Annotated in this window: 18 protein-coding genes; 15 read left to right on the top strand and 3 right to left on the bottom strand. The window is 42.5% G+C overall.

Going from position 1 to position 21,515, the window contains the following annotated elements; translation table 11 throughout:
• Positions 1-88: 88 nt before the first annotated feature.
• The 13 genes from CHY_RS10175 (at position 89) to CHY_RS10115 (ending at position 18,928) form a co-directional block, all read left to right on the top strand.
• A complete protein-coding gene (locus tag CHY_RS10175) occupies positions 89-1,678 on the top strand; it encodes a diguanylate cyclase (protein WP_011345081.1) in 1,590 nt (529 codons plus the stop codon).
• Between the two features lie 210 nt (positions 1,679-1,888).
• Positions 1,889-2,494, top strand: coding sequence for an FmdE family protein (locus CHY_RS10170; protein WP_011345080.1), 606 nt, complete (start codon positions 1,889-1,891; stop codon positions 2,492-2,494).
• Between the two features lie 14 nt (positions 2,495-2,508).
• Complete coding sequence (locus CHY_RS10165) at positions 2,509-3,615, top strand: iron ABC transporter substrate-binding protein (RefSeq protein ID WP_011345079.1); 1,107 nt, start codon at positions 2,509-2,511, stop codon at positions 3,613-3,615.
• Between the two features lie 12 nt (positions 3,616-3,627).
• Positions 3,628-4,671, top strand: a complete 1,044-nt coding sequence (locus tag CHY_RS10160) for a FecCD family ABC transporter permease (protein ID WP_011345078.1) — start codon at positions 3,628-3,630, stop codon at positions 4,669-4,671.
• Positions 4,672-4,691: 20 nt separating this feature from the next.
• Positions 4,692-5,444 carry an ABC transporter ATP-binding protein gene (locus CHY_RS10155; RefSeq protein WP_011345077.1) on the top strand — a complete coding sequence of 251 codons (753 nt, stop codon included), beginning with the start codon at positions 4,692-4,694 and terminating at the stop codon, positions 5,442-5,444.
• Positions 5,445-5,649: 205 nt separating this feature from the next.
• Positions 5,650-6,375 (top strand): ABC transporter ATP-binding protein, encoded by a 726-nt coding sequence (locus CHY_RS10150; RefSeq protein WP_041538033.1) that lies wholly within the window; start codon positions 5,650-5,652, stop codon positions 6,373-6,375.
• Entirely contained in the window at positions 6,372-8,015 is a 1,644-nt protein-coding gene (locus CHY_RS12850) for a hypothetical protein (protein ID WP_011345075.1), read from the top strand. The genes CHY_RS10150 and CHY_RS12850 overlap by 4 nt, the downstream gene beginning before the upstream one ends.
• Before the next feature lie 80 nt (positions 8,016-8,095).
• Positions 8,096-8,599, top strand: a complete 504-nt coding sequence (locus CHY_RS10140) for a metallophosphoesterase (RefSeq protein ID WP_011345074.1) — start codon at positions 8,096-8,098, stop codon at positions 8,597-8,599.
• Positions 8,600-8,777: 178 nt separating this feature from the next.
• Positions 8,778-12,050, top strand: coding sequence for a PD-(D/E)XK nuclease family protein (locus tag CHY_RS10135; protein WP_011345073.1), 3,273 nt, complete (start codon positions 8,778-8,780; stop codon positions 12,048-12,050).
• Positions 12,001-15,504, top strand: coding sequence for a helicase-exonuclease AddAB subunit AddA (gene addA, locus CHY_RS10130; protein ID WP_011345072.1), 3,504 nt, complete (start codon positions 12,001-12,003; stop codon positions 15,502-15,504). The genes CHY_RS10135 and addA overlap by 50 nt, the downstream gene beginning before the upstream one ends.
• 46 nt (positions 15,505-15,550) lie before the next feature.
• On the top strand, positions 15,551-16,249 hold the full coding sequence (locus CHY_RS10125; RefSeq protein ID WP_011345071.1) for an ABC transporter ATP-binding protein: 699 nt from the start codon (positions 15,551-15,553) through the stop codon (positions 16,247-16,249).
• The gene (locus tag CHY_RS10120; RefSeq protein WP_011345070.1) at positions 16,249-18,447 is read left to right on the top strand and encodes an ABC transporter permease; all 2,199 of its coding nucleotides are present in this window, start codon (positions 16,249-16,251) and stop codon (positions 18,445-18,447) included. The genes CHY_RS10125 and CHY_RS10120 overlap by 1 nt, the downstream gene beginning before the upstream one ends.
• Before the next feature lie 73 nt (positions 18,448-18,520).
• Positions 18,521-18,928: a hypothetical protein gene (locus CHY_RS10115; protein WP_162485093.1), complete on the top strand. Its 408-nt coding sequence runs from the start codon at positions 18,521-18,523 to the stop codon at positions 18,926-18,928.
• A gap of 27 nt (positions 18,929-18,955) precedes the next feature.
• Here CHY_RS10115 and hepT read toward each other — a convergent pair whose 3' ends face one another.
• The 3 genes from hepT to mntA are packed head-to-tail and all read right to left on the bottom strand — an operon-like array spanning position 18,956 to position 19,806.
• Positions 18,956-19,240 (bottom strand): type VII toxin-antitoxin system HepT family RNase toxin, encoded by a 285-nt coding sequence (gene hepT / locus CHY_RS10110; RefSeq protein WP_162485092.1) that lies wholly within the window; start codon positions 19,238-19,240, stop codon positions 18,956-18,958.
• Positions 19,224-19,388: a hypothetical protein gene (locus CHY_RS13215; protein WP_162485091.1), complete on the bottom strand. Its 165-nt coding sequence runs from the start codon at positions 19,386-19,388 to the stop codon at positions 19,224-19,226. Before CHY_RS13215 ends, hepT begins: the two co-directional genes overlap by 17 nt.
• Positions 19,375-19,806, bottom strand: coding sequence for a type VII toxin-antitoxin system MntA family adenylyltransferase antitoxin (gene mntA, locus CHY_RS12845; RefSeq protein WP_049752099.1), 432 nt, complete (start codon positions 19,804-19,806; stop codon positions 19,375-19,377). Before mntA ends, CHY_RS13215 begins: the two co-directional genes overlap by 14 nt.
• Positions 19,807-19,903: 97 nt before the next feature.
• Between mntA and CHY_RS10100 the strand changes: the two genes are divergently transcribed.
• On the top strand, positions 19,904-20,596 hold the full coding sequence (locus CHY_RS10100) for a DUF1287 domain-containing protein (RefSeq protein WP_011345067.1): 693 nt from the start codon (positions 19,904-19,906) through the stop codon (positions 20,594-20,596).
• Between the two features lie 78 nt (positions 20,597-20,674).
• Positions 20,675-21,454 (top strand): hypothetical protein, encoded by a 780-nt coding sequence (locus CHY_RS10095; RefSeq protein WP_011345066.1) that lies wholly within the window; start codon positions 20,675-20,677, stop codon positions 21,452-21,454.
• The last annotated feature ends 61 nt before the right edge of the window (positions 21,455-21,515 follow it).

Here is a 21,515-nt window from a genome sequence, read left to right as displayed (position 1 = left end):
GCGAAGTGTATAACTAACGTTTATAACTTAATAAATGAAATTTATTATAAGGGAAATTTAGAGTCCTTTACCCGAAAGGATGAGAAAAGTGACTGCCCTGAAGGATAAACTTATCCTGATGGTGAAAGAACTTTCCGAAGAGAAGCTTTCAGCGTTGGAGAGATTTATAACGGCCCTTGAAAGGGGGGAAAATCTGTTAGAAAAGCTTTATTTATATGAAAAAATTATTGATTCCTTACCCGATGCTACTTTAGCGATTGATAAATATGGGCGGGTGATTGTCTGGAACCAGGCGATGGAAGAGATGACCGGGGTTAAGAAAGAAGAGATTTTGGGAAAAGGCGACTACATATATGCCGAGCCGTTTTTTGGGAGAAGAAAACCAATTTGCGTAGATCTGGTGCTTGGTAATTTTAGTGAAATTGGTATAAATGGTTATGAAAAATTAGAAAAAAGAGGTAAGGTGATTGTCGGAGAAGGGGTGGCGCCAAATGCCTATGGAGGAAAGGGAGCCTGTTACTGGACATTAGCTGCACCTATTGAGGATGATGAAGGCAACTTGCTGGGGGCCGTCCAGTGCGTTCGGGACGTAACCGAAAAGAGAATTATAGAAAATGAATTAAAATATTGCAGCACCAGAGATGTGTTAACAGGTCTGTATAATCGAGCATTTTTTGAAGAAGAAGTAAAGCGGATGGAAAAAGGTCGGGAATACCCTATTAGTGTCTTGATTTGTGATTTAGATAACTTAAAAGCGGTAAATGATATGTTTGGTCATGATAAGGGAGACTTATTATTAAAAAGGGCTGCCGAAGTATTAAGAAATGGAGTAAGACAATCGGATGTAGTAGCGCGAATTGGTGGCGATGAATTTGGCATTCTTTTGCCCGGTACTTCCAGAGAAGCGGCCGAAGAAATTGCCCAGAGAATCCTGGAAAAGGTAGGGGAGTATAATAAGCTTCACCCCGATTTACCCCTAAGTTTATCTATCGGCGTTTCAACAGCCTCAAAACCGGGTGTTTCCCTCTGGGAAACTTTGCGGGAAGCCGATGATGCGATGTATAGAAACAAACTTGCCAGTGGTAATGATGCCCGGGTGGCGTTGGTTAAAGCTCTAAAAACTGCTTTAATGGAAAGGGATTTTCACAATACCGAACGGATGAAAAAAGTTGCCCTTAAATTTGGTCCAGCTTTAAAATTATCCCGGGAGGAGATGGATAAGCTTGTCCTTTTGGTGGAGATGCATGATATAGGCAAACTGGGGGTTCCGGAAAATGTTTTAAATAAACCTGAACCCTTATCTCCTGAGGAAAGGCGGATTATTGAGCGCCATCCGGAGATTGGTTACCGAATTGCTTTGACCTCCGGGGAACTTTCGGCTATAGCTCCCCTTATTTTACAACACCATGAACGCTGGGATGGGAAGGGTTATCCCCAGGGGTTAAGGGGGGAGGAAATTGCGTATTTAAGTCGCATTATGGCAATTATTGATGCCTATGATGCGATGTTATCCCCGCGACCTTATCGAGCACCTCTTACGCGCAAAGAAGTATTAAAGGAACTTTTAAAAGGTTCCGGTACTCAATTTGATCCGGATTTGGTTAAAGTGTTTGTAAGCTTGTTTTTAAAGGAAGAGGATATTTCCGAAAAAAGAGACCTAAAAGGTGAAGTTAGTTGATAACGGGGGCAAAATGTGAAAAAAATAATTAATCTTAAGGAAGGAAAATTATTTTGAGTGTCGAATTTTTTTGTTGAAAAGGTCTACCAGAAGGTAGACGCTTTGAAGTTCTATAAGGCAATTAAATAGGAAGAAAAAAGCCGCGAAGCTGGCTGCTGAAGCAGCCCTTTAGCGGCTTTTTTATTTAGCAAAAATTAGGAGGGATTGTAGGTGTGTAGAGTATTTACGGATTGGGAACGGGTGGTGGAGTTCCACGGACATGTCTGCCCGGGACTGGCCATTGGCTACCGGGCGGCTAAATTAGCTTTGGAACGATTTTTGGAGAAAGGAGGGAATTTGGACGATTTATATGTCATTACCGAAAATGATGCCTGTGGTGTGGATGCCATTCAGGTGTTGACCGGATGTACTTTTGGCAAAGGACGGTTAATTTACAAAGATACCGGCAAAATGGCTTATACCTTTGGCAGCATATCCTGGGGCAAGGGAGAACGCCTGGTGGTACGAGGCGAGCTTTGGCAAAGAAGCTCGGACCAGGAAAAATTATTTAATAAAATTTTAGAGAAAAAAGCTACTGAAGAGGAAAGGAGGCGTTTTTCAGAGCTTCAAAATAAACGGGCGGAAGAAATTTTAACAATGCCTTCGGACCAATTATTTAAAATCCAGAAAGTTTCCTTTAAGGTCCGGCCGGTAAGAATTTTCAAAAGCTTAACTTGCAGTAAATGCGGGGAAGCGGTAATGGAGCCTAAAGCCCGGCTTTACCAGGGGGAGATTGTTTGTAAAGATTGTTTTATTGATTATAAAGTTTGTGAATAAAGGGGGAAGGTAAAATGCAAAAGGCGCGTAATTTGGGCATTTTTATTCTGATTTTAGCTTTAAGTATAGGGTTAACTTATTTTGGTGTAGGTTCAAAAACGCAAGCGGCTACAAAAAAAGTTACGACCAAGACCATAGTGGTTACTGATTTAGCCGGGCGAAAAATTACCATAAAGCAACCGGTCAAAAGGGTTGTAGCTATAGGACCGGGAGCTTTACGTTTGGTGAGTTATGTGGATGGAGCGGCACGTATTGTTGGGGTTGAGGCAATTGAAAAACAGCCAAATGCCAAACCATATATTTTAGCTTATCCTAAACTTCAAAAATTACCTACCATTGGCCAGGGTGGACCGGATACCCAGCCGGATCCCGAAAAAATTTTAGCAGTTAAGCCCGAATTAATTTTTGTCGTCCAGCTTTTGGATAAGGCAGGAGCAGACCGGCTCCAGCAACAGGTTAAGGTTCCTGTAGTAGTTTTAAATTACGGTCAAGCAGGGTTTTTTGACGACACAGCTTTAAAATCAATAAATTTAATAGGAAAAATTTTAGGGAAAGAAAAAAGAGCCCGGGAACTGCAAAATTACGTCCAAAAAATCAAGAGTGATTTGGCCAAACGGATAGGTAAGGCAAAAAGCCCGAAGGTTTACGTGGGGGCGGTAAGTTTTAAAGGAGCCCGGGGTTTTGAAAGTACTCAGGGTTCCCATCCCATTTTAAAAATGGTTAAAGCCCAGAATGTTGCCGATGGCTTAGGGAAACAGGGAGCAATTACCGTGGACCGGGAACAGATTTTGCTCTGGGATCCTGAGGTGGTGTTTATCGATGAGGGAGGACTTTCTTTGGTGAAAGAGGATTATAGCAAAAACAGCAGTTTTTACCAGAGTTTAACTGCCTTTAAGAAAAATAAAGTTTACGGACTGCTCCCCTATAATTTTTACAATACCAACATAGAGACAGCTTTTGCCGATGCTTACTATGTTGCCAAAGTAATCTACCCCAAAGCCTTTGCCGGGGTGGATCCGGTGAAAAAAGCCGATGAAATTTACAAGTTCTTTTTAGGAAAACCTTTGTATCAGGAGTTAAAGAAAAAGTTCGGAGGGTTTGGTCCGCTAAAATTTGATTAGTGGGAGAGGAAAATGAGGGGAAAAATCTATCAAAGCTATCTTTGGCAAAAAGTTTTGTTTTTATTGATTCTTTTAGTAATTTTGAATATAGCAATCGTCTTTGCCATTAATGCCGGCAGCATGAAACTTGGCTTTTGGGCTGTGGTTAAAGGAATTTTGGGGAAGGGTCCGGACGCCTTAAAGACGGTGATCTGGGAAATTCGTCTGCCGCGGGTAGCGGGAGCGGTTTTGGCCGGTATAGGACTTGGCCTTGCCGGAAACGTGCAGCAAGTTCTCTTAAAAAATCCTTTGGCGTCTCCCTTTACCCTCGGTATCTCCCAGGCGGCCGCTTTTGGGGCTGCCTTTGCCATCATTGTTTTAGGTGCGGGGAGTTATCAGGTGGGAGCGGATGCCAAGATAAACTATGTTAATCGCTATTTGGTGAGCTTGACGGCTTTTAGCTTTGCCCTCTTGACGTCCCTTTTAGTTTTGTGGCTGGGAAAAATGAAAAAACTTGCCCCGGAAGCCATTGCGCTTGCGGGGGTGGCCATAGGTTCCCTTTGGGCTTCGGGTACCACTTTGCTTCAGTATTTTGCCGATGAGTTAAAGCTTGCGGCGGTGGTTTTTTGGAGTTTTGGGGATTTGGGCCGCCTGGGGCTGGAAGAAGTAAGGCTACTGGTTATCGGGATCAGTTTGGCTTTTATTTACTTTTACTTAAACCGCTGGAATTACAATACCCTAATTACCGGAGAAGAAGGGGCCAGAAGCTTAGGAGTTGACCCCGATAAAATTCGTTTTTGGGGAATGCTGGTTTCTTCTGGCATTGCGGCAGTAATAACTTCCTTTTGCGGGATCATCGGCTTTATAGGTCTTTTAGCCCCCCATATGGTGCGCCGGGTCATTGGCCATGACCAGCGGTTTTTACTGCCCGGAGCAGCTTTATTGGGCGGGGTTCTACTGCTTTTAGCGGATACCTTTGCCCGCACGGTAATTTCCCCGGTGATTTTACCGGTTGGTGCGGTAACTTCCTTTTTGGGAGCACCTTTGTTTTTATACCTCTTACTTCGGGGAAAATAAGTTGAAAAAGGGGGAGGCGAATGCTTTTAGAGGTAGTCGGTGTGTCCTTTGATTATCCCAGTAAAGCTGTGCTTAATAATGTAAGCTTTAAAGTTGCTGAAGGAGAAATATTAGCAATCTTGGGCAATAACGGTGCAGGTAAATCGACTTTATTAAAATGTTTAAGCCGTAACCTTAAAATAAAAAAAGGGGCTGTTTATTTGGAAGGCCAAGAGATATTTCGAACCAATCTTCGTTGGTTTGCAGGTAAAGTGGGATATATGGCCCAGCGCCAAGAGGTAAGCCGCTTGACCGTGTTTGACACAGTTTTGGTGGGGAGAAGGCCTCATATCCGGCTTGAGGCAACGCAAAAAGATCTGGAAGTGGTGGAAGAGGTTTTAAAGATTTTGGAAATGGAAGAGTTTGCTTTACGTTTTCTCGATGAGTTAAGCGGCGGTGAGTTACAAAAAGTAGCAGTGGCCAGGCTTTTGGCCCAGGAACCGAAACTTCTTCTTTTAGACGAACCGACAAGCAATTTGGATCTAAGACACCAGTATGAAATTCTGAAACTCTTAAAAAAGTTTGCCCGGGAGCGGAAAATGACCATAATAGCCATTCTTCACGACCTCAATCAGGCGTTACGTTTTGCCGATAAATTTTTACTGATAAAAGATGGTGAAATTGTGGCCTTTGGTGATGAAAAAGTATTGAGTACGGAAAACATTTATCAAGTTTATGGTATTAAAGCTATAGTCTACAAAATTAATAATGTTCCGGTGGTAATCCCGCAGTAGTTATTGATTGATGCCGGCTAAAACGCCGGTTTTATTTGTGCCTTGTTTTTTAGCGAGGATTAGAGGAATTTTTAAAACCGGGACGAATTAATAACAAAAATAACCAAAAAGCTGGAGATGACAGCCGCTGGCCCGAAATTCAAGGGGATTTTGTTGCTTATAATTTGTTAAGAGTTAGTATTTTTTGTCGAGAGGAGTGGTTTATATCATCCGTTTAAAAAATATTTCCAAAACTTACGGAGAGGGAAAGGTCCTGGCGGTGGATAATTTAAATCTCACGGTACCGCCGGGGGAAATTTTTGGCTTTTTAGGCCCCAATGGGGCGGGGAAAACTACCACCATTAAAATTATGACCGGCATATTGGCTCCGGACACCGGGGAAGTGGAGCTTTCCGGGATTGACCTTTTAAAAGAGCCTCTTAAAGCCAAAAGAAAATTTGGTTATGTTCCCGATACTTCGGAAATTTTCCCCAGGCTTTCCGGCCTTGAATTTTTAAATTTCGTGGCCGATGTGTATGAAGTCCCCGCTAAGCTCAGGGAAGAAAGGATTCCCCCCCTTTTAAAACTTTTTAGCCTGGAAGGGGCGATAAACGATAGAATTGGCAGCTACTCCCACGGGATGAAGCAAAAACTTCTGGTTATTGCTTCGCTGGTCCACGACCCGGACATCTGGATCTTGGATGAACCGATGATCGGCCTGGATCCGGAGTCGTCTTTTAACTTAAAAAAGCTTATGCAGGATTACGCTGCCCGGGGTAAAACGGTGTTTTTTTCCACCCACATTTTAGAAGTGGCGGAAAGGCTCTGCACTACTTTAGGGATTATTAAAAAAGGAAAGCTAATCTTTACCGGAACCATGGAAGATCTAAAAACCCAGAAGCAGGAAGATAAAAGCCTGGAAGAGCTTTTCCTGGAGCTGGTGCGGTCATGAGAAAAACTTTGCAGTTAACAAAAGTTTTGCTGGCGGTTCGATCTTTTTCCTATTATCGCCAAAATCCCAAAGAATTTTTAAAGGCTATTGGCTTTATCGTCTTAATCCTTTTCTCTTTGTCGGGCCTTTTTTCCATGAACGTTGTTTTTTATAAAAACCTTTTCCTGGCTTTAAAGCAGGTGAATCTTGAATCCACCGTGCTAGCCCTGGGAGCGGTAAATACCGTTTTAATTATCTTAGCCCTGGGAGTGATAACAATCCTTTCGGGTTACTATTACGATGGAGCGGAGTATCTTTTGGCTTTGTCGTTAAAGGGGAGAGAGCTTTTAGGGGCGAAAATACTGGTAAATTATTTTTACCACCTTCCCATAGCCGTACTTTTCTTCGGCATACCTGCCGGGGTTTACGGTTATTTTGGCGGTGAAGGCTTTTATTACTGGGTTACTGCTTTTTTGAATTTGTTTCTTTTACCTATTTTACCCCTGACTTTAGTCTTTATCGTTTTTGTCCTGATTTTTAGAAGCTTCTCCTTTGCCCGGAAAAAAGATTTGCTCATGTATGTGGGCGGCATTATTGGCCTTGGAGCAGCGATACTTATTCAAAAATTTTCCAATACCGTGCAAATGGCCGAGAAAAATCCGGGAATGCTTGTCGCAAAATTTTCCGACCCCAACCTTATAAACCTGAAGCTTTATAAAATTTACCTTCCGGCCTTGCTTACGGTGAAATCTTTAACCGGAGAGGATGTTACTATAAAAGCTTTTTCCCTGGGGGCTAACATTATTCTTAGCCTTGGCCTTTTAGCTTTAGGCCTTTATACCCTGGGGCGGGCTTACGAAAAGAGCTTAAAAGTGGGGGCGGAAGGGGGCGGTGGACGCCGGAGGGTAAAAGGGGAGTTAACTTTTACCCCAAAACCTGTCTTTACTTCGAACCTTCTGCGGGAAATCCGGCTTATGAACCGCGAACCGGTTTATTTCTTAAACGGTCCGCTTGTTATTATTATCATACCCTTTGTTTTTGGTATTTCCTTTTATTTTCAGGGAATTACTGGCTTAAGTGAAATTAAAAAGCTTTTAGGTAACAAAGCTTTTGAGAATTATCTGTTAGCCGGCCTTTTATCCCTTGGGGTCTTTTTGGCTGCGGCTACCAATATCACCTCTACCGCCATCTCCCGGGAGGCCAAAGAGCTTTACTACCTTAAAAGTCTTCCGGTCTCAGAAAAAACCTGGCTTTTAGGGAAACTGGCCCACGGTTATGTATTTGGGATAATAGCTTCGCTTTTTGCGGTAGGGGGTGCGTTTCTTTTGAAGATTTCGGGTTTAAAAGCCTTATTTATTTTACCGGCGGTACTTTTAAGCGCTTTACCGGTTCTGGCAGCCGGGCTTTTACTTGACTTAAAGCGGCCCTATTTAAACTGGGACCACCCGCAAAAAGCTTTTAAACAAAACCTCAATGCCACGGTAGGAATATTTTTTCCTTTTATGCAAATCGGCCTCTACTGGCTTTTCTTCTTGAAATTTAAACTTTCCTTCTGGCCGTGCACCGTGGGCTTTGTCGGGCTTTCTTTTCTTATAGGACTTGGAGTGCTATTTTATACCTTAAAGGATGCTCAAAGCAGCTTTTTAAAACTCGAAGTATAAAGATAGGGACAGTCCCTAAAATTATACTTTAAGTATAAGAATAGGGACTGTCCCCAAAATTATACCAAGGAGGGGATTGCATGTTAATTGGTATAGTGTCCGACAGCCATGATAATTTAACCAACATTCAAAAAGCGGTGGAGTATTTTAAAGAAAAGGGGATTACCACCATAATCCACGCCGGCGACTGGGTGGCACCCTTTGCGGCTATAGCCCTGAAAAAGGGGATTGGCCGGGAAGGGCGGCTTATTACCGTCTTTGGCAACAACGAAGGGGAGCATTACTACTTTAGGGAAGTGGTGGATAAGCTCGGCATTGAGTACTACCATGAAGCCGGGGAAGTGGAAATTGCCGGACGGAAAATTGCGGTGTACCACGGTACCAACGAAGTCTTAACCCGGGCACTGGTGGAATGCGGTAAATACGATTTGGTGGTAACCGGTCACACCCATCAGGCTTACATTATGCCCCAGGGCAAAACTTTGCATGTGAATCCCGGGGAACTGGCGGGAGTCTTGACCGGCAAGGGAACCTTTGCGGTGGTGGATTTAGAGAGTATGAAAGCGGAACTGGTGTCACTGTAGGGACGGTTCTTACAACCACCATTTTCAAGATCGTCTTCAGAAGTATTTTATAAAACTTACTTTCTTTAAAAAAAAGGAAAAAAAATTTAAAAAGCGAATTTAAAAGGAGGCGTAAAATCGCTTCCAATTTTTTTAGACGAAAATGGTCACTGACAGAACCGTCCCTGGAGGGATCATTGTGCTTACGATAGTAAGGGGGCCGGTGGGTTCCGGCAAAAGCCGGTACTGCCGGGAAGAGATAATCAAAGTTTTAAAAGAAGCACCGCTGGGGCCTATGGTGCTGTATATAGTGCCGGAGAGCGCTACTTTTGAAAACGAGTATCTTTTAAATACCCGGGAGGATTTGCCCGGGAGCTTTCGCCTGCAGGTGTTAAGTTTTAGTCGACTTGCTTTAAATGTTGTCCGGGAATTTAAAGCTTTTTTTAAAAACTCTTCCGAATTTGTTTATCAGCATACATTAAAAAAGATTTTACAGGAAAATAAGGGAAAACTACAAATTTTACAAAAAGCTGCGGATAATCCCGGGTTTATCGAAGACCTTTTAAAGTTATTTAAAGAGTTTCGGCGTTACCGGGTAAAACCGGAGAATTTAGAAAAAGCGTCGTCTGAAATAGAGAATTGGATGCTGCAGCAAAAATTAAAAGATGTTTACCTGTTATACAAGTTATACTTAGAAAAATTTGGAGAAGAGTATACCAGCGAGGGACTTTTAGAAAAGTTTTTGGAATATGCCCCTAAGAGCAAGTTTTTAGCGGGGGCAAAAGTGTTTATTGATGGTTTTTATACTTTTACACCTTTGGAGTTAGAAGTTATTAAAACCCTTTTAAAAACCTGCGCCGAAGTTACCGTAACTTTGCCTACAGAATACGATCCGGGGATATTTAATAGGCTTTATAGCGAGGCTTTAAATTTAGGTATAAAAGTAAAAGAGCTAAAACTGGAAAAAATTGAACGTTATCGAGCTTCAGAACTTCTTCACCTGGCCCAGAATTATTACCCGCTTCTTCCTGATCCTTACTCCGGGTCTTTAGAAAATTTAAGTTTAATTGCTGCTGCCAACCCTTTAGAAGAAATGGAAAAAGCGGCCCGGATCATCCGCTATCTTGCCAAATTTAAGGGGTATAAACTTTCCGATATCCTGGTATTAATACCGGAAGATGGCTACTATATTTCCAATATCAAAACTGTTTTTAACGAATACGGTTTGCCGGTATATGTGGATAAAGGCCTTGCTTTTGACCACCACGGACTTTATTTCCTGTTAAAAGGAGTGCTCGGGGAGTTTAACCGGGAAGCGGCTATCAATTGTCTAAAATCCGGCCTATTAAATTTAACCGCCGATGAAGTTTTTGCTTTGGAAAATTACCTTTTAAGCCGGGGATTGGATGGTGAAAAATTAGTTTTGAAAGAGGCCTGGGAGGACCCCAATTCATCGTACTGGGAGAGCTGGGAGAAAGGTTTTGGGGAAATCATTTCTTTTTCGCAAATACTACCGCTAATTAACACTTACCGGGAGTTCAGCCAGAGCTTAAAACAGCTCTTATTAAAAATAGGTGTTCCCCGAAGAATTTCCGATGAAAATGGTGAGCGGTTCTGGCAGGCCTTTACGAATTTACTAACCGAGATAGAAGAAGTTTTTGGCGCTGAAAGGTTAAATCCTACTACCTTTGCGGAAGAACTTTTAGCATACCTGGCAAAACTTTCTCTAAAAACCATCCCCAAAGGATTGGACCAGGTGCGGGCAGGTGGCAGCAAACGTTACTGGACCGGTGAAGCTAGGGCGGTAATTATTTTGGGAGCGGTGGAAGGGAAATTTCCCTCACCGCCGGCAGCGGGACTAATTTTTACCGAGGAAGAACGGGCCAAGCTTAAAAAGGTGGGATTGGAACTTTCACCATTAATCCGCCAGCGGCTTAAAGAGGATAATTTTCACGTATTTTTAGCGCTGACCCGGGCCCGGGAAAGGGTTTATGTTTCTTATCCCCGGGTAAGTCTTACCGGTGAAAGTTTTACTCCGGCGCTTTTAGTAGACTGGCTAAAGAAAGCTTTTCCCAATTTAAAATCGGAGGAAGGATCTTACGGTAATGAAACCACCCCTCAGGCCTTAACAAGACTTCTTTCCAGAGAAATGGTAAAGGTTAAAAAGAACGGGGAGCTACCTTTTATTGCTCAAGGAGCTTTTAATGCTTTACTGCTAAGTAAGCCGGAGCTTATAACAAAAATCGCCCGGGCTTTTGCCACCAATCCTGGCAAAATAAAGTTAAATGCCGGTTTTAAGGAATTTCTCCCTTCTAAAACCCTTTCGGTTTCGCGTTTGGAAACTTATTATAGCTGCCCATTAAAATATTTTTTAAAATACCTCATTAAAGCCGAAGAGCGAGAAATTTTTACTCCGGAAGCAACCGAAATTGGTGCTCTTCTTCACGGGGCAGTAGCGGAGATAATAAAAACGGTAAGGGAAAAAGGGCAGAAGCTTTCAACCCTTTTAGCAGAAGATTTAAAAACCTTAGTTTATCAAGCTTTTACCAAAGCCCAGCAAGAATACGGAGAAAAATTCCTGGCCACATACCGGGGAAGGTACTTTTTAAACCGTCTGTATCTTATGTTATTTAAAGCTATTGAAGCTCTTGCTTATTTCGAAGGCTTTACTAAATTTACTCCCTTTGGAGAAGAAATAGCTTTTGGGGAAAAGGAAAGGTTAAAATCCCCGGTTTTTGAGGTCAACGGAGAGAAATATACGTTAGCCGGTAAAATTGACCGGATAGATGTTTATGAGAACAATGGAAAAACCTATCTTAGAATAATTGATTATAAAACCGGCTCTATATCAATAAGCCTTGACGAAGTAGTGGGTGGGATTAACCTTCAGCTTTTAACTTATCTTTTAGTGGCCAGTGAAAATAAGGAACTTTTTGGAGAAAATTTGGTGCCTGCGGGAGCGTTTTATTTTCGCTTTCAAAACCCCATGTTAGATGAGAAGGCCGAAGGTCTCTCAATGGAGGAGTTAAAGGAAGAAGTTTATAAAAATTTTCGCCTGAGTGGTTATGCCTTAAAGGATGAGGAAAGCTTAAAACATTTAGATAGCTTTTATGCCCAGAACAACAAGTTTAAAACGGTAAATTTACGAACTTATAAAGACGGCAGGATTGATAATGCTTTAACCCCGGCGGAACTGGAAGCTCTATTTACCAAAATTAAAGGTCTTATTACCGAAGCTATTTTTAAAATTAGCGCCGGAGAATTTTCGGCAATACCCTATCAATTAAAAGATGCTACCGGCTGCAGGTATTGTTCTTATCTTGAAGTGTGCCGTTTGGAAGAACAGGAAAAACAATACCGGGTAATACCCAGGAAAAAAGATCCCGAAGTGTTGCTGGCGCTTTCAGGGGGAGGTGTGGGGGATGAAAAACTGGACAGCCGAACAAATGCGGGCTATCACCTCCAGGGGTAATGCCCTGTTAGTATCGGCTGCTGCAGGAGCCGGGAAAACTTCGGTTCTGGTGGAGCGGGTATTATCCCGGGTATTGACGGATACACCTCCGGTAGACATAGACCGGCTTTTGGTGGTTACCTTTACCGAGGCAGCAGCGGGAGAGATGAAAGAGCGTCTTGGGACGGAGCTTTTAAAGCGTTTAAATGAAGATCCGGGAAATTCACGGATTTTAGAACAGTTAGAACTGTTGCCAGTGGCCGATATTTCTACCCTCCATTCCTTTTGTCATAAAATTATCCGGAAATACGGACGGGTGTGTGGGTATGAAACCAAGTTTGCGATTTTAGAGGGACCAAGGGAAACGTATCTAAAAAATAAAGTCTTAGAGGAAATTTTGGAGGAGAGATACGAAAAAGGGGACCGGGAACTTTTTGCCCTGTTGGAATATTTAAACGATGAAAAAAATGACCGTAACTTAAAGGAACTAATCCTTAACCTTTACCATTTCTCCCGGTCCAATCCCGAGCCTGAAAAGTGGCTTTTGGACTCATTAAATTTATTTAACGGGAACTGGGAAAGGTTTGAAGATACTTTCTGGTACCGGGAAATAAAAAGTAGCACCGAAATGTGGTTGGAGTATATCTTAGAGCTTTTAGGACGGGCTAAAAGTGTAGCGGAAAAGTATGGCCAGGCCAGGGCTTTTTCCCTCTTAGCAGAAGATATGGAAAAGGTGCGGGGACTGTATGCGAAACTAAATGAGGGGTACGAGGCGGCAAAGCAGTACTTGAGTCAGGTGAAATTTGGAACCTTTTCCTGGGGAAGAGGAGTTGGGGGCAAGGACGAAGCAAAAGACTTACGGGATAAGGCAAAAGAGCAATTTGAAACCATAAAAAAACGTTATTTTTCCTGGGAAGCAGGTAATTTTCGGGAAGAGTTAAGAACTTTAACCTCCTATCTTGACCCTTTGGTAAAGTTAGTCCGGGAATTTTCCCGAAAGTATCAGGAGGAAAAAAGGAAACATGGTTTTGCGGACTTTTCCGACTTAGAGCACTGGGCTCTTGATATTTTAAAAAGTGGAGTTTACCGGGAACTCCGGGAAAAATACGTGGAAATATTGGTAGATGAGTACCAGGATATAAATGGCCTTCAGGAAGAGATTTTAACTTATGTCTCCAGAGATGGGCAAAATCTTTTCATGGTGGGCGATGTAAAGCAAAGCATTTACCGTTTTCGCTGGGCCCGGCCGGAGATTTTTCTAAAGAAATATGAAGATTTTACTGATGAAAAGAAAATAGAGTTAAGCCTGAACTTCAGAAGCCGCGAGGAAATTATCGCTACCGTAAACTTTATCTTTAAGCAAATCATGAAAAAAAGGGTAGCGGAGCTTTCTTATGATGAAAAAGCTTTTCTTAAAAAGGGAGCAGACTATCTTCCCAATGCTAACTGTTTTGCGGAACTGCACTTAATTGAAGGAAAACCCGAAGAGGATATTAACTCAAACGGTGAACCCGAGGAAGATCTAACTGCGGTCCACCGGGAAGCCCGGCTGGTAGCGGCAAAAATTTTAAAGCTCAAAGAAGAAGGTTTTAAAGTTTTTGACCGGGAAACTAAGGAATTTCGGCCTTTGCAGTACCGGGATATTGTCATTCTTTCACGTTCCCTCAGTAACTCTTCCAATATTTGGCAGGAGGAATTGACCAGGGCGGGGATACCTGTTTACGTTGAAGGAGCTGGCAGCTTTTTAAATTCCAAGGAAATTTTGCTGATGACCAGCTTTTTAAAGGTAATTGATAACCCCTGCCAGGATGTTCCTTTGGCCGCGGTGTTATGCTCACCCGTTGCCGGTTTAACCTATGAAGAACTCTGGCAGGTTCGGAAGGAATACCCCGAAGGCCTTCTCTATGATGCTCTTAAAAATAAATCTTTAGGAAAGGATGAGCTTTCGGTAAAAAGCCAAAAGTTTTTAGAACTTTTAGTTGAATTTCAGAAACTGTCCCGGCAAATTAGTTTGGCAGAGCTCGTGAATGAAATATACCGTAAAACTAATTTACCGGAGATTTTTGGAGCTTATCCCGGCGGAGAAGTGCGGCAGGCGAATTTAAAATTGTTACATGATCTGGCAGTGGATTTTGCTGAAATTAACGGTGGGGGCATTTATAACTTTCTTACCTTTTTAAGCCAGGCAGCAGAATCCGAGGATTTTTCACCGGCCAAATTAATTGGCGAGGCGGATGATGTGGTCCGGGTTATGTCCGTTCATAAAAGCAAAGGGCTGGAGTTTCCGGTGGTGTTTGTGGTTGGCCTTGGGAAACGGTTTAAATTTGATTACAGCAACACTGTTTTTCTCCACAGCGACCTTGGTTTCGGGCCTAAATTTTTTGACCCGGAGAAAAGAATCCGGCGCCATTCCATAGCTTCGCAAATTTTGAGTGAGCGGATGCGGCGGGAAACTTTAGCGGAAGAGATGCGGATTTTGTATGTTGCCCTGACCCGGGCCAGGGAAAAGCTTATTTTGGTTGGTACGGTGAAAAACTTAGCAAAGAAAATGGCCGGCTGGCAAAGCCAAACCGAGGCTTTGAAAGATACTCTGTCCGATGGCCAGATTGCCAGAGCAGGGAACTTTCTGGACTGGATTGGGCCAGTAGTTTTTAGGGAGGGCAGCGATTTACCTGACTGCCTTAAAGTGGAAGTTCATCCCCAGCAGGAAAAAATTGAGGGAGAGCAATGGGAACTTCCAGAAGTGCTAAGGGTTAAGCTCCTGACAAAAACACCTTTTACCGAAGAAACCGATTATACCGGGCAATTTAGGGCAGGTTTGGAGTTTAATTATCCCGGGTTAAAAATTGCTAAGCTTCCTGCGAAGATGAGCGTTTCCGATTTAAAAGAAGTTTTTAGCACTGATGACGTTATTTCTTTGGAAGATGAGGATGAAGTATTTTTACCCGGAGTATACTTTGAAGACGGAGCTATGTTAGGGATTGTTTACCACGAGTTTTTGCGGCGGATTGATTTTCAAGGGGATCTGTCTGCTTCCGGACTTAAAGCCCAGGGGGAAACGCTGGTAGCGGAGGGGGTTTTGCCTCCCGAAAGCAGAGAAATGCTTGATTTTACGAAAATTGCCCGGATTTTTGCTACGCCCTTGGGCCAGAGAATCCTTAGAGCTCGGGAAATTTACCCGGAATTTCCCTTTACCCTGGGAGTCAAGGCCGGTGAAATTTATCCGGAGGCTACCGGTTTTTCGGAAAAAATCCTGGTGCGAGGGGTAATTGACCTTTTGGCTCTTGAAGAAGATGGGTTTTTTATCGTTGACTGGAAAACCGACCGGGTCACCGGGGATATCTTAAACGAGCGGCTAAAAGAGTATGCCGGTCAGCTTAACCTTTACGCCCGGGCTGTGGAGGAGATTACCGGGAAAAAGGTAAAAGAAAAGTATTTATATTTTATTAATTTAGAGAAGGAAGTTCGGGTGTAACGTTGGCGCACTTCTGTGCGCTATTAGGCGGAGAGGGGTGGGGGATGTGTTCATTAAAACCGAAGATTTAACCAAAGTTTACAAAACCGGAACTGCGGAGGTTCGAGCTCTGGACAGGGTAAGTTTAACTTTTGAAAAAGGAAAAATTTACGCTGTTTTAGGGCCGTCGGGTTCGGGAAAATCCACTTTATTTAATTTAATCGGCGGGATTGACCGGCCCGATGGGGGAAAGATATGGGTGGATGGTGAGGAAATCAGCTCTTATTCTCCAGAAAAACTTACCCGCTACCGGAGAGAGAAGGTAGGCTTTGTTTTTCAGTTCTACAACCTCATCAATACTCTAACCGTCTACGAAAATGTCCAGGCGGCGGCGGACCTTTCTGCTTCCCCTGCCGACATAAAAACGGTTTTAGAGCTGGTCGGTATGCTGGAACATAAAGACAAATATCCTTTAGAGCTGTCCGGTGGCGAAGCGCAAAGAGTAGCCATTGCCCGGGCGGTGGTCAAAAAGCCGCCGCTAATCCTCTGCGATGAGCCAACCGGTGCGTTAGATTATCAAAATGCCAAAAAGGTGTTGGAGCTTCTGGAACGGGTAAATAAAGAAACCGGAGCCACGGTAATGATAATTACCCACAACCAGGCCATTGCCCGGATGTGTCACGGGGTTGTGACCTTGAGAAGCGGCCAGGTGACGGGATTTAGCGAAAATCCGGCGCCGATTGCCGCCCGGGAGGTCGAGTGGTAATGGTAATCGGGAAAATTCCGGGAAGGATAATTCGCAAAAATAAAGCCCAGTATGTGGGGACGATATTTTTAATTTTTATTGCAGTGGTAACTTACCTGTCTTTGCAGCTATCCATGGAAAATATCACCGAAAACTACCGGGATTTTAAAGAAAAATACCGCCAGGAGTCTGCCCATTTTTCTACCTTAAAGCCGGTGGATGTAAGTTATTTTGAGCAAAAGTACAACCTTTCAATCGAAGAACGCTTTCAAAAAGATGTGGAGTGGCAGGGGAAAACCTTGCGGGTTTTGAGTAAAAGCCAAAAAGTTAACCTGCCTTATTTATCCCGGGAAGAAGCGGGAGATGTGATTTATATTGATCCGTTATTTTTAAAAGCTAATGGGTTAAAAATCGGTGATACCATAACTTTTGGTGGAAAGAAATATAAAATTGCTGGGAGTTTGGCTCTGCCCGATTATATTTACATTATTAAAAACGATTCCGACCTTTTAAACGACCCCAACGAGTTTGGCATTGCGGTGCTACCGACGGAGGAAGTAAAAACATTAGGGCCGGTGCCGTACCACTACTATATGGTGCGGGGTAAGATTACCGATGAGTTTGTCTCGGAACTTAGTGCCAATGCATCTCTCCTCTCCCTGCAGAAGATCACCGAAAATCCCCGGGTTTATTATGTGGACGCGAAAATTAAAGGGGCCAAAATCATAGCTACCCAGTTTCCAACCCTTCTTTTAGTCGTTGCTTCGGTTCTTCTCTTTACGGTTTTACGGCGGCAAATCGGCGCCATGCAGCAGGAAATCGGGGCGCTTTTTGCCCTGGGTTATACCTCCGGGGAAGTGCTCCGGGCGCTTTTGGGTTTTCCCTTTTATCTCTGGTTGTTTGGGTCAGTTCTGGGGTGTGTTGCCGGGATAGGCCTGGCCATCCCTTTAGCCCGGTTTTATGCCGCGTATTTTAATATCCCCATAATAAGCTTTAAATTTCTACCTCAGATAATAATTACCGGACTCCTGCTGCCGGCGGTATTTATTTTCCCGGTGACTTATCTCGCCCTCAGGGGGATGATGAAGCGTCCGGTCTTAGAGCTAATCAAAGGTCTGGAAAAAGGCCGCTTTAAAAAGCCCTTCCTGAAAATTGGCGAGGGAACCAATTTCCTTACCCGAATGGCTCTAAAGCAGGGGGCGATCAATGCGGCGCGGGGGATAATTTTAATCGTGGGCATAGCTTTCGCCACCTTTTTACTTGCCTATGGTCTGGCGGCCAAGGATTCCATAGGAAAGCTCATGACCCAGAGTTTTGGCGAGGTCTTTCATTTTCAGTACCAGTACCTTCTGACCTCACCTTTAGACCAGGTGCCCGAAGGAGCCGAAAGTTTTACTGTAGTCCCGGCAAAGATTTCCGGAACCAAAATAAACGCCCAGCTTTACGGAATTAAACCTGGCTCCAGAATGGTGACGGTTAGAGATAAAGGCGGGATGGTTAAGCTTGGAGGTAATGGTATCGTTATCTCCAAGCCTCTTTCCGAAAAAACCGGTCTGGTACCGGGGCAGTTGATGGAATTAGAAACGGTAGGCAAGAAAAAACTTTCTTTAGATATAGTGGCGGTAGCCGATATCACTTTAGGCAACACAATTTTTATCTACCAAGAAGACCTAAATAAGCTTTTAAATCTGCCGGATAATTACTATAACGGTCTCTGGAGCAACCCAAAATTAACTATTCCCGAAGATAAACTCGTTGCCTTTTTTGATAAACAGTATCTAAATAAAGCATTAGAAAACACCGCTAAACCTTTAGAAATATCGGTCAGCATCATGGGGATGGTTGCCATCTTATTTGCCTTGGCGGTGATTTTCGTGCTGACTTCCCTGATTATTCAGGAAAACCGGCGCACTATAAGCTTATTAAAAATTTTAGGCTGGAGCAATAATGAAGTGAATTTTATGATTTTAGGCAGTAACGACCTTTTGTTTTTAGCCGGCTTTGTCCTGGGAATACCGTTATTTTACAGGCTTTTCAATTACTTAATGGCCCAGGCCACCAAAGTTATCGACTTTTCCTTTAACATGATCGTATCTGCCAAAACCTGGGGGCTGGTGTTTGGCGTGCTTTTACTTACCTGGCTTTTTGCCAAATTCTTAAACCGGCGGAAAATCGCCGCCATTCCCCCGGGGGAAATCTTAAAAGAGCAGGTGGATTAAAGGGTGTTAAGTCGTAAGTGGTTGGGGGTAAGTAAAAAATGCACCGTTTACTTAACTGTAAAATCATGGTAGGATGATGGTAAGAAGAAAGCGGCAGGTGAGCGGCATGTTAGAACGGCAGCCGAAAAATATTTATACTTTTAAAGGTGGTGGGGAGATGGACCTCTTTTCAAGCCTAATGCCGGCTATCTTTGGCTGGCCCCTGGTTTTAGTGGGGGCAGCGGTACTTTTGGCCGGGATGATTTTAAAGAAGATTGTTTATTTAATCTTAAGTTTGGTTTTAATGCTACCTTTTTCGTTTTATTTTTTATACGGGGCAGAAGGGATAGCAAGGCTTTACGGCGGTGGGATCCTACTTTTCTTGCTGGCTGGTCTCGTTTTATTTAAACTGGGCCAAAAGATTCTTTCGACGCTGTTTTTTCTGGGAGTGTACGGAATTTTAGCTTATATAGCGTATTTGGTGCTAACCCAGCCAAAATAAAGAACCCGGGGGAAACCCCGGGATTTTTCAGTTATTAATAAAAGTTAATATTTCATTAATGAAATTATTAAAATCAGAAATATTATTCTTAGCAATTTCCAAAATTTTTTCATCTTCGATACTTTGATAACCGTGGACAATTTTATTTCTAAAAGCTATCATTTTTAAATAAGTTAAAAGATTTTCCTCTTTTAGTACCCCGTTTTGAGCTAAGATTGTAAAAGCATCGCGGCCATCAACAGGTGCTTTATTAAACGCTTTTGAACTTATATGAAAGGCTATATCGATCATTGCTTCAATGGATGTCTGCAATGAGTATTTTATTCCTTTTATTTGTGTCTTTTAATATTTCGGAAAAAGTTTTTTTCTGCAAAAGTTCATTTAATGGAGTAACTTCTTCCTTGATATAAGCAATTTTTCTTAAGATTCTATCCTTATCGATATATTTATTTGCGGTCATTTTCGACAACCTCCAGAAGAGCCCGTTTGTAATAATTGTACCACATGCGGTGACGCAAACTTACCTTTTCGATAAAATCCCCCAAAAGATCATTGTTTTTAACATATATAAGCTTACCACTTGTTAAAACATTCATGGCAAATATATAATCTTTAGTATTTAAAAGGGATATATCAAAGCTTCGCCCAACTAAACGAGTTAAATGAAGACCAATTTCTTCGGCTAAAGTCCAGCTTTCCAGATCTTCTACATCTATGTCGGGAGATAAAAGTAAAGCAATATCAATATCACTATCCGGCCGGACCCGGACAAGGGCTGAGCCAAATAGATAAGCTGCTTCAATTTGGGGGTAGGATTTTAAAACCGGCAGGATTTTGTCGAGCAAATCTTGAATATTTAATTTTATAAGTTCCGGCAATAAAACCATCTCCTTTTGCTTTGTTTTTATTCTAATGTTAATTTACAAATAAAGTCAACAACCATTAGTAAAATTTACCAATAAGAAGGTTTTAAAAATGTCCAAAAAACTTTTGCTTATTATCTTAATTTTCCTGGCTTTAAGTGTTTCAATTTTCTACCGGGACGGTTTTGTCCTAAAGTATTCTTACTATACGTTAAAGGAAGCTTTTGGCCCGAAGGTCAAAGTCGAAAAAGTAGTTATCCGCCACGACCAGGATGGCGACGGCCTTTATGATTTAGATGATATTGTCCAGGGAGCGCGGCTGGAAGTCGCCAGGAAACCCCGCTATAAAAGTGCATATTACCGGGGGGGCTATCCTCCGGATAATGAAGGAGTATGCACCGATGTTATTTGGCGGGCTTTTAAAAACGCCGGGTATGATTTAAAAGAGATGGTCGATCAAGACATAAAAGAACATCCCGAAGCTTACCCCCGGGTAGGAGGCAAACCCGATCCCAACATCGACTTTCGTCGGGTACCAAATTTAGACGTTTTCTTCCGTCGTCACGCCCAAAGCCTCACCTTAAAACTTATCCCCGGCGACCCGAAAAACTTAAAAGAATGGCAGGGGGGCGATATCGTAGTTTTTAAAAACCCCCAGCATATAGCTATCATCTCGGATAAACGACGGCCGGACGGTGTACCCTTTATCATCCACAACGCCGGCCCTTATCCCCGCGAGGCGGATGAACTTTTATGGTGGCTGCCGGGAATTGTCGGGCATTACCGGTTTCCCCTGAAAAATTAGTTTTATGCCTTTATGTTTAAAGGCTTATTTGCAAGAATAAAATTGCCTGTCTTTCGAGGCGTGGAAGGGGTGATGTTTATGTTTTACAAGAGTTTAAAAGATTTAATAAAAAACTTAAATAGCGAAAATGTTGAAAAACTAAAACCACAGCTTAACAGATATGTTAATCAGTTAATCCTTTCAATTTATGACACCAATCCCGAACTATCTGATTTGGATTTGGAAAGCCTGTGCGAAACACTTTTACATAAAGAAGAGTTTAGGGAGGAGTTCCGGGATAAATTGCAGGAAGGTTTATTGATTGATAAGTTTATCCACATCTATGACCTTTTTATCAATGAAATAACTAAGGAACGGTATGTTTTTGATGGAATTGAGCTTACGACCCTGTGTTTAAGAAGTATTGGGGGAATTGCGAGAGGTCTAAAACTTTTAAAACTTAATAAGCATAAGGAAGAGTATTTTCACTCTTTACAGTATTTAAAGGATTTAAAAGCGGAATTTTATGCTCATTTAAGGCAATATGCCGGAAAAGGAATAATTGAAGAGCATTTTCTTATTACCGGTCTTATCCATACTATCAGGTTTTATCTGGAAGAAAATTGTCAGGAACATGGCAGAAATATCCTGGCGCTTCTCACAGACCGTAAAGATAAAAGGCTGAAAACTTTGGAGGAGTTTAATAACGAGCCCCACACTGCTGAGATTAAGTGTATGCTGACGAGGGAATACGCAATTGAATTGCAAAGAAGATTGTATTTATGGGATAAATTGACGATAGATCTAAAAAACCATTATTACCTTGAAAATTTGTATCGGGATGACCTGGAAAGAACCGCTTCGGAAATTAACGGCTGAATTTCCGGTTGTAAAGTGCCAGTGGGGTCAGTTTTTTTCAACTAATCAATTACCAGATGTA

The sequence above is a fragment of the Carboxydothermus hydrogenoformans Z-2901 genome (assembly GCF_000012865.1).
In the GTDB taxonomy this organism is placed as follows: Bacteria; Bacillota; Z-2901; order Carboxydothermales; family Carboxydothermaceae; genus Carboxydothermus; species Carboxydothermus hydrogenoformans.
Note: the sequence above shows the minus strand (reverse complement) of the source record. Positions and strands in the feature narration are given on the sequence as shown.

Coding starts and splice junctions, on each gene's coding strand:
- CHY_RS10165 (WP_011345079.1), top strand. CDS start 2,509: ATGCAAAAGGCGCGTAATTTGGGCATTTTTATTCTGATTTTAGCTTTA.
- CHY_RS10160 (WP_011345078.1), top strand. CDS start 3,628: ATGAGGGGAAAAATCTATCAAAGCTATCTTTGGCAAAAAGTTTTGTTT.
- CHY_RS10155 (WP_011345077.1), top strand. CDS start 4,692: ATGCTTTTAGAGGTAGTCGGTGTGTCCTTTGATTATCCCAGTAAAGCT.
- CHY_RS12850 (WP_011345075.1), top strand. CDS start 6,372: ATGAGAAAAACTTTGCAGTTAACAAAAGTTTTGCTGGCGGTTCGATCT.
- CHY_RS10140 (WP_011345074.1), top strand. CDS start 8,096: ATGTTAATTGGTATAGTGTCCGACAGCCATGATAATTTAACCAACATT.
- addA (WP_011345072.1), top strand. CDS start 12,001: ATGAAAAACTGGACAGCCGAACAAATGCGGGCTATCACCTCCAGGGGT.
- CHY_RS10120 (WP_011345070.1), top strand. CDS start 16,249: ATGGTAATCGGGAAAATTCCGGGAAGGATAATTCGCAAAAATAAAGCC.
- CHY_RS10115 (WP_162485093.1), top strand. CDS start 18,521: ATGATGGTAAGAAGAAAGCGGCAGGTGAGCGGCATGTTAGAACGGCAG.
- CHY_RS13215 (WP_162485091.1), bottom strand. CDS start 19,388: ATGACCGCAAATAAATATATCGATAAGGATAGAATCTTAAGAAAAATT.
- CHY_RS10100 (WP_011345067.1), top strand. CDS start 19,904: ATGTCCAAAAAACTTTTGCTTATTATCTTAATTTTCCTGGCTTTAAGT.
- CHY_RS10095 (WP_011345066.1), top strand. CDS start 20,675: ATGTTTTACAAGAGTTTAAAAGATTTAATAAAAAACTTAAATAGCGAA.